10 protein-coding genes are annotated in these 13,740 nt (G+C 71.8%); 4 read left to right on the top strand and 6 right to left on the bottom strand.

Annotated features, from left to right (window positions below):
• Positions 1–116 precede the first annotated feature (116 nt).
• The gene (locus K415_RS0115290; protein WP_024287918.1) at positions 117–1,367 is read right to left on the bottom strand and encodes an extracellular solute-binding protein; all 1,251 of its coding nucleotides are present in this window, start codon (positions 1,365–1,367) and stop codon (positions 117–119) included.
• Positions 1,368–1,569: 202 nt separating this feature from the next.
• On the opposite strand from K415_RS0115290, the gene K415_RS0115285 reads away from it, so the two are divergent.
• Both K415_RS0115285 and K415_RS0115280 read left to right on the top strand, forming a co-directional pair.
• Positions 1,570–2,586, top strand: a complete 1,017-nt coding sequence (locus K415_RS0115285) for a LacI family DNA-binding transcriptional regulator (protein WP_231494915.1) — start codon at positions 1,570–1,572, stop codon at positions 2,584–2,586.
• A gap of 114 nt (positions 2,587–2,700) precedes the next feature.
• Complete coding sequence (locus K415_RS0115280; RefSeq protein WP_024287916.1) at positions 2,701–4,470, top strand: glycoside hydrolase family 13 protein; 1,770 nt, start codon at positions 2,701–2,703, stop codon at positions 4,468–4,470.
• 21 nt (positions 4,471–4,491) lie between these two features.
• On the opposite strand, the gene K415_RS0115275 is transcribed toward K415_RS0115280, so the two are convergent.
• The 3 genes from K415_RS0115275 to K415_RS0115265 are packed head-to-tail and all read right to left on the bottom strand — an operon-like array spanning position 4,492 to position 9,148.
• Positions 4,492–6,030 (bottom strand): PQQ-binding-like beta-propeller repeat protein, encoded by a 1,539-nt coding sequence (locus K415_RS0115275; protein ID WP_081785064.1) that lies wholly within the window; start codon positions 6,028–6,030, stop codon positions 4,492–4,494.
• Positions 6,031–6,049: 19 nt separating this feature from the next.
• Positions 6,050–7,594 carry a PQQ-binding-like beta-propeller repeat protein gene (locus K415_RS0115270; protein ID WP_024287914.1) on the bottom strand — a complete coding sequence of 515 codons (1,545 nt, stop codon included), beginning with the start codon at positions 7,592–7,594 and terminating at the stop codon, positions 6,050–6,052.
• A 9-nt stretch (positions 7,595–7,603) separates the two neighbouring features.
• Positions 7,604–9,148, bottom strand: a complete 1,545-nt coding sequence (locus K415_RS0115265) for an alpha-amylase family protein (protein WP_231494914.1) — start codon at positions 9,146–9,148, stop codon at positions 7,604–7,606.
• Between the two features lie 117 nt (positions 9,149–9,265).
• Between K415_RS0115265 and K415_RS0115260 the strand changes: the two genes are divergently transcribed.
• Entirely contained in the window at positions 9,266–9,712 is a 447-nt protein-coding gene (locus K415_RS0115260) for an HNH endonuclease (RefSeq protein WP_197024745.1), read from the top strand.
• Here the strand turns inward: K415_RS0115260 and dusB are convergent.
• Positions 9,628–10,800: a tRNA dihydrouridine synthase DusB gene (dusB, locus tag K415_RS0115255; protein WP_029663896.1), complete on the bottom strand. Its 1,173-nt coding sequence runs from the start codon at positions 10,798–10,800 to the stop codon at positions 9,628–9,630. The two genes, K415_RS0115260 and dusB, sit on opposite strands and share 85 nt — an antisense overlap.
• A 116-nt stretch (positions 10,801–10,916) precedes the next feature.
• On the opposite strand from dusB, the gene K415_RS0115250 reads away from it, so the two are divergent.
• Positions 10,917–12,170 carry a YibE/F family protein gene (locus K415_RS0115250; protein ID WP_024287910.1) on the top strand — a complete coding sequence of 418 codons (1,254 nt, stop codon included), beginning with the start codon at positions 10,917–10,919 and terminating at the stop codon, positions 12,168–12,170.
• Positions 12,171–12,253: 83 nt separating this feature from the next.
• Here the strand turns inward: K415_RS0115250 and K415_RS0115245 are convergent, their stop codons facing one another.
• A complete protein-coding gene (locus K415_RS0115245; protein WP_024287909.1) occupies positions 12,254–13,642 on the bottom strand; it encodes a glycine--tRNA ligase in 1,389 nt (462 codons plus the stop codon).
• Positions 13,643–13,740 lie beyond the last annotated feature (98 nt).

Raw genomic sequence — 13,740 nt, 5'->3', positions numbered from 1 at the left:
TGATCGTGCCCCACGGCGCCGTCCTTGGCTCGCCGTGGCGGAATCATGCGCGTGGCGCGCAGCCGGAGGTTCTCCGGCTGCGCGCCACGGCTGTCATGTAGCGCCTCGGGTGAGGCTCAGGCTGCGTCGATGGCGGCCTGGATGTCCGCGGCCATCTTCGCCCAGCCGTCGGCCGGGGCGATCGTGCCGGAGATGATGCCGGCCTCGGTGGTGCCCCAGAAGGACCACACCGAACCCATCTCGGGGATGGACGGCATCGGGACAGCGCTCGCGGCAGCGGCCCGGAAGCCGGCCGCGATCGGGTCGGCCGAGACGGTGTCAGCCGCAGCGGTCAGCGCCGGGGTGCGGTCGCCGGCCTCGTACAGCGCGATCTGTGCCTCTTCGGTGGCCATGTAGTTGGTCAGGAAGTCGGTGGCCTGGATCTGGTTCTCGCTCTGAGCGCTGATGTAGAAGCCCTGCACACCGGTGAACGGCTGAGCCGGCTGACCGCCCGCGCTCGGGACCGGGTCGATCGCGAGGTCGAGACCCTCGAAGGAGCTGAGCATCCACGGCCCGCCGAGGATGTACGGCGACTCACCGGCGGCGAACGCCGCGACGGCGATGTCGTAGGTCATCGAGGTGGACAGGATGCCTGCCGCGCCCTGCGCCGCCAGGAAGTCGGCGAACGCGGTGCCGCCGGCCCCGCCGAGCGCGAGCTCGGAGGTGTAGGAGCCGTCCTCGGCCTGGGTGAAGACCGGTGCGCCGAAGGAGGTCTGCAGCGGGTACAGCGTGTAGCCGTCACCGGTCTCGCCGACCTGGACGAGGAACGGGTACTTCGTGCCGGCCGCCTGGCCCTTGGCGATCATCTCGTCCCAGGTCGCCGGGGTGGAGTCGGCCAGGGCGGTGTTGCGGATGATCGCGATGTTCTCGATCGCGTACGGCAGGCCGTAGACCTGGCCGTCGTACGTGAAGGCATCGACGGCGACGGGCTCGAACTCGGCCGCCTTGTCGCCCAGCTCGAGCGGCGCAACCACGCCGTTGCTGGTCAGCTCGCCCAGCCAGTCGTGCGCACCGACGGTGATGTCGGGGCCCTCACCGGTCGGGACCTGCGCGACGAAGTCCGCGCGGATGTCGTCGAAGTTCTTCAGGACGAGCTCGACAGTGGTGCCGGTCTCCTCCTCGAACGCGGCCGCGGCGGCCGCGACAGCCTCCTGCCGGGTCTCGTCGACCCACACCGTCAGCGTGCCGGCGTCGGCCGGTGCCGCGGTCTCCTCGGTCGTGGCCTCGGGAGCAGCAGTCTCCTCCGGCTCCTCGGCAGAACCGCCACAGGCGGTAAGGGTGAGTGCGGCGCCAAGGGCCACCGCAATCATCGGGATGCTCCGTCGCATCGGGGATTCTCCAAACGAGTCGTGTCACCGGCCTCAGCCGGCGGAGCACCGCCGACCCTGGCCCTGATGACGCGACGCTAACCCTCCCGCTGGCCTTTCTGCAAGCGCTTGCGGTAACTTTCAGGCAACGGTTGCGCGCAACCTGCGTCGAACCCGGACGGTCCACCACGAGGAGGTGCTGGTGTCCTCTACGCTGCCGCACGTGCGCACACGCCTGAAGGACCTTGCCGAGCAAGCCGGTGTCAGCACGGCCACCGTCTCCCGGGTGCTCAACGGGAAGGCCGGCGTCGCCGCCGAGACCCGGAAGGCGGTTCTCGCGGCGCTCGACGTCCTGGGCTACGACCGACCCGAGAAGCTGCGGACCCGCTCCGAGGGCCTCATCGGCCTGATCGTCCCCGAGCTCGACAACCCCGTCTTCCCCGCGTTGGCCCAGGCGATCGAGACCACGCTCTCCGACCGCGGCTACACACCGCTGCTGTGCACCCAGTCCCCGGGCGGGACGACCGAGGACGAGTACGTCGAGATGCTGATCGAGCACGGCGTCGACGGGATCGTCTTCGTCTCCGGCCGGCACGCGGACACCACGGCGAGCTTCGACCGGTACCACCGGTTGCGCAGCCGAGGGTTGCCGATGGTGCTCGTCAACGGGTATGCCGAAGGCGTCGACGCACCGTCGGTCTCCACCGACGACGCCGTCGCCGTCGATCTCGCCATGCGCCACCTGACCTCGCTCGGCCACCAGCGCATCGGCCTGGCGATCGGCCCGGACCGGTACATCCCCGCCAAGCGGAAGGTTGCGGCCTTCACCGCCGCCCTCGCCAGACGCAGCCCGCCCGAAGGAGCAGCCGAGCACATCGTCACGACGCTGTTCACCGTCGAGGGCGGCCAGGCTGCCGGTGCCGAGCTGATCAGCCAGGGGCACACGGCGATCATCTGCGGCTCGGACCTGATGGCCCTCGGCGTGATCCGGGCCGCCCGTGCCCGCGGCCTGAAGGTCCCGGAGGACCTGTCGGTCGTCGGCTTCGACGACTCCCCGCTGATCGCATTCACCGACCCGCCCCTGACGACTGTGCGCCAGCCCGTCAGCGGGATGGGCAAGGCCGCCGTCAGCGCCCTCGTCTCGGAGATCCGTGGCGCCAAGGTCTCGCGGACCGAGCTGCTCTTCCACCCCGAGCTGATCGTCCGAGGCTCCACCGGACCGGTGCCCGTCCTACCCTGAGAGCTCGACCCGCCGTCGAGCAGGGTCGCCCGGCGCCGCGCTCCGTGCTGCCCGGGAGCCGACGGACGCCGTACGGGGCACTCCAGCCCGAGAACCGCGACAGACTGGATCGTTGTGACCACCACCGTCCCCCTCACCCCGAGCCAGGCGTCCACCACGACGATCCTGGTGCACCCCACGACGTCCGGGGCCGCCGAGTGGTGGCGCACCGCGGTGATCTACCAGGTGTACCCACGCTCGTTCGCCGACGGCAACGGCGACGGCATCGGTGACCTGCCCGGCATCACGGACCGGCTCGAGCACCTCGGACGGCTCGGTGTCGACGCCATCTGGCTCTCGCCGTTCTACCGGTCCCCCCAGCACGACGCCGGCTACGACGTCGCCGACTACCGCGACGTCGACCCGCTGTTCGGCACGCTCCACGACTTCGACGCGATGCTCACCAAGGCGCACCGCCTCGGCATCCGGGTGATCGTGGACCTCGTGCCGAACCACACGTCCACCGAGCACGCCTGGTTCCAGGCGGCCCTGGCGGCAGCGCCGGGCAGCGTCGAGCGCGCGCGCTACCTCTTCCGCGACGGCAAGGGCGCAGCCGGCAGCCAGCCACCGAACAACTGGACCTCGGTCTTCGGCGGCACGGCGTGGACCCGGATCACCGAGCCCGACGGGACCGCCGGCCAGTGGTACCTGCACCTGTTCGACAGCACCCAGCCGGACCTCGACTGGACGAACCCCGAGGTTCGCGACGAGTTCGAGAGCGTGCTGCGCTTCTGGCTCGACCGTGGCGTCGACGGTTTCCGGGTCGACGTCGCACACGGCATGGTCAAGGCGGCGGGCCTGCCCGACTGGGACGGCACCTCGTCGATGATCGACGGTGCGCACGAGGGGACGGCAGGCTCGGAGGACGGCTCGACCGGTGCCGGCAACCTCGGGCCGATGTGGGACCAGGACGGCGTGCACGACGTCTACCGGTCCTGGCACCGGGTGCTGGCCGAGTACGACGGCGACCGCGCCCTGGTCGCCGAGGCCTGGGTCGAACCACTGACCCGCCTGGCTGCGTACGTCCGGCCCGACGAGATGCAGCAGGCCTTCAACTTCCCCTTCCTCACCACGCTGTGGTCCGCCCCGGCCTTCCGTGCTGTCGTCACCGCGTCTCTCGGCGCCAACGACGCCGTCGGTGCGCCGACCACCTGGGTGCTGTCCAACCACGACGTCGTCCGGCACACGTCCCGGCTCGGCCTGGCGGTCGCCGGGTCCAAGCCGAACGGGATCGGGGCGGGCGACCCGCAGCCCGACGAGGAGCTCGGTCTGCGGCGCGCGCGTGCGGCGACCCTGATGATGCTGGCGCTGCCCGGCTCGGCCTACCTCTACCAGGGCGAGGAGCTCGGCCTGCCCGAGCACACCAGCCTGGACGACGACGAGCGCCAGGACCCGACCTGGTGGCGCTCGGACCACACCGAGCGCGGGCGCGACGGCTGCCGCGTCCCGCTGCCGTGGTCCGCCACCGCGCCGGGCCTCGGCTTCTCCCCCACGGGCACGACGTGGCTGACCCAGCCGACGTCCTTCGCCCGGTACGCCGCGGATGTGCAGCACGGCGTGCCCGGGTCCACCTACGAGGTCTACCGGTCGGCCCTGTGCCTGCGCCGGGAGTTCCGGCTCGGGTCGGGGTCGCTCGCCTGGGTCGACGGCCTGCCGAGCACCGCGAAGGACTCGGTCATCGCCTTCATGAACCGCGACGTCCTGGTCGTGACCAACTTCGGCCCGGACATGCTGCGGGTACCCGCCGACCTCACCCTGCTGCACGCCTCGCAGGACCTGCCGCTGGCCGACGACGACGCCGTCCTGGTCCCGCCGGACACGACAGTGTGGGCGCGGCTGACCTGAGCCGCGCAGGTCATCGGCCGGTCAGCCGTAGCCGATGAGCTCGCTCCCGTTCTGGACCACCACGTGGCCGCCGAAGGCTGAGGCCTGGTAGCCGCCGACCGCGAGGTCGCTGCGCCAGATCTCCTCGCCGTCGACCAGGGCGAGCGCGACGAGGTGGCTCACGCCACCCTCGAGAACCGCCGCCAGGACGACGTCACCGTCCGTCACACCCGTCACCTGGAACTGAGGATCGACGGCGACCTCCCACACGGTCTCGCCGTCGGTCAGCCGGACGGCGGACAGCGTCAACCCGTCGCTGACGACCGCGACGTCGTCGACCACGAGGACGACCATCGCCTGCGGGCGCGACCAGAGCTCCGCACCGGTGCTCAGGTCGAGCGCGCGCAGACCACCACCGACCTGCTCGGCGACCAGCAGGACGTCAGCCGCCGGACCGTCGGCGGTCGGCGGCGTCCAGACCGGGCCGGGCAGGTCGAATCGCACCGTGCCGTCGGGGTTCGTCACCCGACCCGACCCGGAACCGTCCGACTCGAACTCCCAGGTCGCGGTCGCGCCATCCAGAGGGGTCTCCAGCACGAGGTACGGCGCATCCGGCACCGAGGCCGGGTCGACCTCCTGGCCGGTCGCCAGGGACACGGCCACCGTGCCCTCACCAGCAATGATCAACGTGTCCTGCACGACCTGGTAGCGCTCGACCACGACTCCGTCCTCCCCCAGCACGGGCTGAGCGCTCGTCAGCGCCCAGCTCGGCTCGCCGGTGCTGACGTCCCAGCGCTCGAACCGCACCCGACGGTCCGGGAGCGCCGTCGTGACGATCAGGCCACCGGCGACCACCTGGATGCCGAGCTGCTCCCCGGGCGCCTCCACCGTGAAGAGCTCGGCACCCGTGGCGGGATCGACCAGGGTGACCCCCGTCGACGCGTCGGCCGCGTCGTCCACGACCGTCTCGGCCCCGCTGCCTCTGCACAGCACGACCGACGACCCGACGTCGGGAACCGACGCCAGGTACAGGTCGGACAGGGTGGTCCAGGACGGGTCGGCGAGCAGCTCGATGCCGCACCAGCCGGCTCCGGGTACCGAGGTCCCGGTCCAGGACCACCGCACGTCCCCGGTCGAGGGATCCAGTGCGGTGACCCCACCCTCGACGCCGGCCACCAGGAGCAGCCCGTCGACCTCCCCCACCGGCCAGCTGCCGGGGTGGCGCCAGATCTCGGTCAGCGGCTCGGGCATGGGGGCCACGAGCCCGCGGACTCCCTCCAGCGCCGCAGCGCGGGCCGCATCCCGGCGCGCCTCGACGACGTTCACCACCACGACGAGAAGGAGCACGGCGGCGAGCCCGGCACCCCAGCGCACGGCTCTCCGGCCACGCCAAGGTCCTGGCCCGACGGAGCCGGTCGTCAGCCCGCCCGGCTCACCGGGCTCACCGGGCTCACCCGGCGCACCGGGCCGCGGGCCACCGTCCGACGGCTCGCTGCCCTCCGGGCCGTCGTCGTGCCACTCGACGAGCTCGACCTCCACGCCGTCCGGCCGTCCCGCACCCGATGACCAGCGCCTTCGCATGGCCGGGACACTACCGGCATCAGCCGAGGCCGATGACCTCGTCGCCGGTGGAGGCGATGACGTGGCCGCCGACGGCACCGACCATGATCGTCCCGGTCGGTACCGGCCCGCGCCAGACCTCCGTGCCGTCGGTGAGATCAAGGGCGGCGAGGTGGCTCGAACCGCCCTCCGCGACGACCACCAGGACCACCGCCCCGTCACTGACCCCGTCGAGCCGGACCACCCCGTCGATCGCGGACTCCCACAGGACGCTGCCGTCCGTCACCTTGATCGCCCGAACCACCGCCAAGCCGCCGGTCACCAGCACACCGTCGATCTGGGCCCGGACGAATCCCCCGCTCTCGGAGCGCCAGAGCTCCTCACCCGTGCGCACGTCCAGGGCGATCAAGGTGGTGTATCCGGTGTCCCGGACGAGGAGCACGTCCGAGACCGTGCCGTCGGCCACCGCGGGCATCACGGCCGGCCCCGGGAGCTCGTAGCGCACGACCCCGTCGGCGTCGGCGACATGGCCGGAACCAGGACCATCAGCGGTGTAGTCCCAGGTCACGACCCCACCGTCGGGCAACGCGTAGGTCCCGAGGCTGTCCGAGAGGTCCCGCGCCGGAACAGGGTCGATCCCCTGCCCGGTGACCAGGGAGCGGGCCACCGTGGTCTCCTGCCCTTCGACGACCAGGGCGTCGCCGACCCGGTAGCGCTCCCGGAGGTAGCCCCCCGCCCACACGAGGGGCGCAGCGTCCTCGACGCTCCAGCTCTCGGTGCCGGTGCCCAGCTCCCAGCGCTGCAGCCGGAGGTGGTCGCCCGGGGTGCTGGAGGCGACGACGAGGCCGTCGCCGACCACGAAGGTGTCGAGCAGGGCACCGGCGATCTCGACCGACAGCATCGACTCACCCGTGCTGGGTTCGAGGGCAGAGACGGTGCGCGCTCCGGTCCCGTTCGCGTCCTCGTCGACGACGCCGCCGTACGGCTGGCACAGGACGATCGTCGCGGACGGGTCGAACGAGCCGGCCAGATCACGGAGCCCGACGGGATCGTTGCCCGCACCGGTTGCGACGGGACTGCAGTACGTGTTCCCGGTCCCCCCGTCGGCGGTCGGCGCATGCGTCCACCTGACCAGGCCGGTCTCCGGGTCGACGGCGACCACGCCACCCGCGTCATCGGTGATCAGCAGGAGCCCACCGGCCTCGCCGGCCACCCAGGAACCCGAGACCCGCCACTGCTCGGTCAGCGGCTCGGGCATGGGTGCCACGATCCACGGGAGCTCGGCCAGCACTGCGGCATGGGCCTCGTGACGGCGCGCCTCAGCGACGTTCGCGGCCACCACGACGACCACGACGACGGTGAGCCCGACGGCCCAGCGGACCGCCGTCCGCCTGCGTCGGGGTCCGGGCTCCGGCCCGAGGTCGCCGGTCGCCGGTCCGCCGGTCACCGGTCCGCTGGACGCCGCCGACGCGCTGTCATCCAGCGCGCCGACGTGGTGCACCTGATCGCCGTCGGGCCACTCGACGAGCTCGACCTCCACACGGTCGGCCGCGCGACGCCCACCCACGTCCCAGCCCCGGCTCATGCCCGGACACTATCCGGACGTGCGCGCCCCGACCTGGATCGCGACCGCGCCGCCGGCCGGGATGACGATCGTGACCGTGCCGTCCTGGTCGACCGTCACGGTCTCCCCCATACACACCCCGTCGACGAGGCCGCCGGTGATCACGTCGCAGTACGCGCCGGGCGCGAGCGACGTCGGGATCGTGTGCTCGGCCTCGAGCGCCCCACCGTTGGCTGCGACGAACCCGCGGTCGCCACGCCCGAAGGCGACCACCCGGCGTTCGGTGAACACGTCGGTCACCGGCGCGTCGCCCACCGCGTTCCGCCAGCCGACCATGCCGGCGATCGCCGGCCACCGGTGCTGGCACACCCAGGCATCCTCGTCGTACGTGGTCTGCGGACCGACGTCGGGCCCGCACGAGGCGTCCAGCACCGCACCGCCGGCGTCCTGCGCGGGACCGGCGTCGCGGTCACGGAAGGAGTAGCCGGAGTACACGACGGGCGTCCCGTAGTCACCGGCGAGCATGAGCACGTTCGCCAGGGCGTAGTCCTCGCCGTCGAGGTACATGAACGTCGAGTCGTTGCGCTCGGTGTCGTGGTTGTCGACGAAGACGACGGCCTGGTCGCTGGGCAGGGCCGAGGCACCGGTGCCCAGCTCGAGCACGTGGCCGACCGAGCCGCCCCCGACGTACCCGCGCAGGTCGCGCCCGTAGCCGAAGTCGAAGACGGCGCCGTTGTCGAGGTAGTCCTCGGGCTGGATCGGCTCACCGTCCGCCGCGATCACCTCCTGCAGGATGCGCGTGCCCGCCGGGAGCTCGGCGACGACCGCCGCGACGTCCTGAGCCGGCATGTGCTTGGCGGCGTCGATCCGGAAGCCGGCCACCCCGAGGGACAGCAGATCCTGCAGGTAGGCGACGATCGTCGCGCGCACGTGGTCGGTCTCGGTCGCGAGGTCGGCGAGGTTGACCAGCTCGCAGGTCTGCACCTCGAGGGCGTTGTCGTACCGCACGATGTCGTCGGCGGGGTTGAGGTCGCAGTGGTGGAAGTCGCCGTCGGCATCCGAGTACAGGCCCGGGTACTCGTAGTGCTCGTACGGGCTGCCCGCCCAGCCGATCCCGGGCGCGTCCTGGCCGGCCATGTGGTTGACCACGGCGTCGGCGAGCACCTCGACCCCGGCTGCGTCGCAGGTGGCGACCATCGCGGCGAACTCCTCGCGGCTGCCCAGCCGGGACTCGATCCGGTGGCTGACCGGCTGGTATGCGGTCCACCACTCCGCCCCGAGGACGTGCTCCTGCGGCGGCGAGGTGAGCACCCAGCCGTAGCCGGCCGGGCCGAGCGCGTCGGTGCACTCGGCCGCTATCGCGTCCCAGGTCCACTGGAACAGCTGGACGCCGACGTCGCGGGTGGTCCCGCCGGTCCCGGCTGTTCCGGCGGTCCCGGACGCCGACGCCGTCGGCATCGCGTCGGTCGATGCGCTCGGACCGGGATCCGGTGCCCGCGTGCAGGCGCCGAGGGCCAGGGCCACCGTCGCCACGACGGCCGTCAGCCCGACGGGGCGCCGGGAGGTCGTGAGCACGGGGCCGCTCTCCACGTCATCGGGGCACGGCACCGGCAGGCGCCGCCTGCAAGCGTACGCAGACGCGGCTCGGCTCGGCGAGGCCCGAGGTCGAGGCAGGGTGCCTACGCTGGGAAGATGGCGGTCACCCGAACGCGCAGGGCAAGGGCCGCCCGCAGACGCAAGCGCCGGATGGACCACGTCGAGCACAACCTCAGCGACGAGCAGTGGACCGCTCTCAAGGCGGCGTGGGGCGGCTGCGCGTACTGCGGCGCGACCGACAAGCCGCTGCAGCGCGACTGCGTGCTGCCGCTCTCCCGCGGCGGGCGCTACACGCTCGACAACATCGCGCCGGCGTGCGGCTCGTGCAACGCCAGCAAGTGCAACGACGAGGTCTCCGGCTGGCTGCGACGCAAGAAGCTCGACGAGCGCGCCTTCCTGCTGCGCCACCTCGAGATCACGACGGCACTCGCGCTGCGATTCCCGCCTGACCGGAACCCTCAGCCGCCCGAGACGCTCAGCTCGGCCTCGTGCAGCGACGCCCGGAACGACTCGCTCAGCTCACGCGAGTCGAGCCAGCCGTAGGGCAGGATCGGCCGCTTCGGCGAGCCGGCCCGGCCACGCTGCCCCTCGGCGCCGATGCCGGGGTACGGCTGGTCCAGGTCGAGCTCCGCGAGCAGGTCGTCCAGGTGCGCGAGCGTCTCGACCAGCCCGAGCCGGGCCCGCAGCGGACCGCCGACGGCGTACCCCTTGAGGTACCAGGGCATGTGCTTGCGCATCTCGCGCAGTGCCTTGTTCTCCTCGCCGAACTCCTCGACCATGAGCTCGGCATGGCGGCGGACGGCCAGAGCGACCTCGGCGAGCCCCGGCCGGACCCTCGCGTCCGAGCCGTGGAACGCCGCAGCGAGGTCGGCGAACAGCCACGGCCGCCCCTGGCAGCCACGCCCGACGACGACGCCGTCGCAGCCGGTCTGCGCGACCATCGCCAGGGCGTCCTCCGCCGACCAGATGTCGCCGTTGCCGAGCACCGGGATGTCCGTCACGGCCTCCTTGAGCCTGGCGATCGCCTCCCAGTCGGCGATTCCCGAGTAGTAGTCGGCCGCCGTCCTGGCGTGCAGCGCGACGGCGGCGACGCCGGCGTCCTGTGCCGTCAGCCCGGCCTCGATGTAGGTCAGGTGGTCCTCGTCGATGCCCTTGCGCATCTTGACGGTGACCGGCACACCGAACGGGGCGGCCGCGTCGACCGCTGCGCGCACGATCGCCGCGAACAGGTCCCGCTTCCAGGGCAGCACCGCGCCACCGCCCTTGCGGGTGACCTTGGGCACCGGGCAGCCGAAGTTCAGGTCGACGTGGTCGGCGCGGTCCTCCTGCGCGAGCATCCGCACCGCAGCGCCGACCGTCGCCGGGTCGACGCCGTAGATCTGCACCGAACGTGGTCGTTCGTCGGACTGGTGCCGGATGATGCGCAGCGACTCCGAGGTCTTCTCCACCAGCGCACGGGACGTGACCATCTCCGCGACGTAGAGTCCGGCACCGTGCTCCCGGCAGAGCCGTCGGAAGGCGCCGTTGGTCACCCCGGCCATCGGGGCGAGCACGACCGGGGTGTCGATCGTGATCGGGCCGATCCGCAGCGGCGGCAGCACCGCTGTCGCGGTGGACGCCCCAGCCGGCATGGCCGGCATGGTCGGCACCGTCGGCATGGTCGGCACCGTCGGCATGGTCATGGATCGATTCTCCCATCCCCGGCCGAACGCCCTTCCCCGGCGGCTCGGTACGGGATGATCGACGGATGTCTCGCCAGCCGCGCCTCGACCGCATCGCCGTCGTGCTCGCGGCGATCCTCGTCCCGCTGGCGCTCGCGACGGGGGTGGGCCTCCTGGCGCTGTGGCCGACCGGAGAGGTGCACGAGACCGGGATCATCGCGATCGAGTCGGAGTACCCGACGGCCCGGGTCACGGCCACCGCGACCGAGACCTGTCCCGGCGCGAACGAGGACCGCCTGCCCGACGGCACGATCCCCGAGTCCGTCGCGTGCACCCGGGTCACGGCCACTGTCACCTCCGGCGACGCGAAGGGTCAGGTCGTCGAGGTCTGGACCCCCGCGCTGGTCCGCGCGACAGACGTCCCGCCCGGCACGACCGTCGTGCTGGTCCGGTACCTCGCGACCGACCTGGAGCCCGAGGTGTTCGCCTGGCACGACTACTCCCGCACCCTGCCCCTCGGGGTGCTCGCCGCCGCGTTCGCCGTCGTCGTGGTCGCCGTCGCCGGGATGCGGGGCTTCCGCGCCCTGATCGGCCTCGCGCTGGCCTTCGTCGTGATCGGCACCTTCATGCTGCCCGCGCTCCTCGAAGGCCGCGATGCGCTGACCGTCGGCCTCGTCGGCTCCTCGACGATCATGTTCGTCGTCCTGTACCTGGCGCACGGCTTCTCCCGGCGCACCACGACAGCCCTGCTCGGCACGCTCGCCGGCCTCGCCGTCACGGCGGCGCTGGGCGTGCTGGCGGCCCGCTCGGCCCATCTGTACGGCATCGCGACCGAGGAGAACTACCGGCTCGCGATGCTCACCGGGCAGCTCGACGGCACAGCCCTGCGCGGGCTGTTCCTGTGCGGCGTCGTGCTCGCGGGGCTCGGCGTGCTCAACGACGTGACCATCACGCAGGCCTCGGCCGTCTGGGAGCTGCGTGGCGTGATGCCGACCGCGTCCCGCCGTGAGCTGTTCACGCGCGGCATGCGGATCGGCCGCGACCACATCGCCTCGACCGTGTACACGATCGCCTTCGCCTATGCCGGTGCGGCGCTGCCGGTGCTCCTGCTGCTCCAGGTCTACCAGCTGCCGCTGCTCCAGACGATCAGCAGCGGGGAGTTCGCCGAGGAGATCGCGCGCACCCTGGTCGGCTCCATCGGCCTGGTGCTCGCGATCCCGCTGACCACTGTCATCGCCGCCGTCGTCGTGACCGCCCAGCCCGCCGGCCACGCCCACCGGCACACGGCCGGCGACGCGACCGCGCACGGGCACTCACACCTGGGCGACGCCGGCACCTAGCACCGACCGACCCGTCCGACCCGGACGACCCGGACGACCACCGCGCGCGGTCAGATGCCGATCAGGCGCCGATCAGACGCCGGTCACGCGCCGACGAGGCGCTCGGCGAGGTACCCGGTGACCTTGTCGAGGCTCACGCGCTCCTGCACCATCGAGTCCCGCGAGCGGATCGTGACGGCCTGGTCCTCGAGGCTCTCGAAGTCGACGGTGATGCAGAACGGGGTGCCGATCTCGTCCTGGCGCCGGTACCGACGACCGATCGCGCCGGCGTCGTCGAACTCGACGTTCCAGCTCATGCGCAACTCGGCGGCCAGGTCACGCGCCACCGGGGACAGGTCCTCGTGCCGAGACAGCGGGAGCACCGCGGCCTTGACCGGCGCCAGGCGCGGGTCGAGCTTGAGCACAGTGCGCTTGTCGACGCCACCCTTGGTGTTGGGCGCCTCGTCCTCGGCGTAGGCCTCGACCAGGAACGCCATCAGCGAGCGGGTCAGGCCGGCTGCAGGTTCGACGACGTACGGCACCCAGCGCTCGTTCTTGACCTGGTCGAAGTACGACAGGTCCGTGCCGGAGTGCTCGGAGTGCGTCGTGAGGTCGAAGTCCGTGCGGTTGGCGACGCCCTCGAGCTCGCCCCACTCGCTGCCCTGGAAGCCGAAGCGGTACTCGATGTCGACGGTGCGGGTCGAGTAGTGCGACAGCTTGTCGGCCGGGTGCTCGAAGAGCCGCAGGTTGTCCCGCGACAGGCCGAGGCCCACGTACCAGTCGGTGCGCGTGTCGATCCAGTACTGGTGCCACTCGGCGTCGGTGCCGGGCTCGACGAAGAACTCCATCTCCATCTGCTCGAACTCACGCGTGCGGAAGATGAAGTTTCCCGGCGTGATCTCGTTGCGGAACGACTTGCCGATCTGCGCGATCCCGAACGGCGGCTTCTTGCGCGAGGTCGCCATCACCTGGGCGAAGTTCACGAAGATGCCCTGGGCGGTCTCGGGGCGCAGGTAGTGCAGCCCGGACTCGTCCTCGACCGGGCCGAGGTACGTCTTGAGCATCATGTTGAAGTCGCGCGGCTCGGTCCACTGGCCACGGGTGCCGCAGCTCGGGCAGGCGATGTCAGCCAGACCGTGCTCGGCCGGCCGGCCCTTCTTCTCCTCGAACTCCTCGAGCATCTGGTCCTCGCGGTACCGCTTGTGGCAGCTGAGGCACTCGGTGAGCGGGTCGGTGAAGACTCCGACGTGGCCCGAGGCGACCCAGACCTGGCGCGGCAGGATCACCGACGAGTCGAGACCGACGATGTCCTCGCGGCTGGTCACCATGGAGCGCCACCACTGGCGCTTGATGTTCTCCTTGAGCTCGACCCCCAGTGGCCCGTAGTCCCATGCGGACCGGGTGCCGCCGTAGATCTCGCCGGACGGGAAGACGAAGCCGCGCCGCTTGGCGAGGTTCGTGACAGCGTCGAGGCGGGACGGGTTCGAAGCCACGGGTGATCACTCCAGATCTCAGCAGGTCCGCACGTGGCTCGCGCGGACGGGACCGACGGTGCCGCACGGCACCGGTCGTCGGCCAAGGCTACCGGTGC

The organism is Cellulomonas sp. KRMCY2 (assembly GCF_000526515.1).
Taxonomy (GTDB): Bacteria; Actinomycetota; Actinomycetes; order Actinomycetales; family Cellulomonadaceae; genus Actinotalea.
The sequence above is the reverse complement of the archived record's forward strand: the minus strand, read 5'-3'. Positions and strand labels throughout refer to the sequence as shown.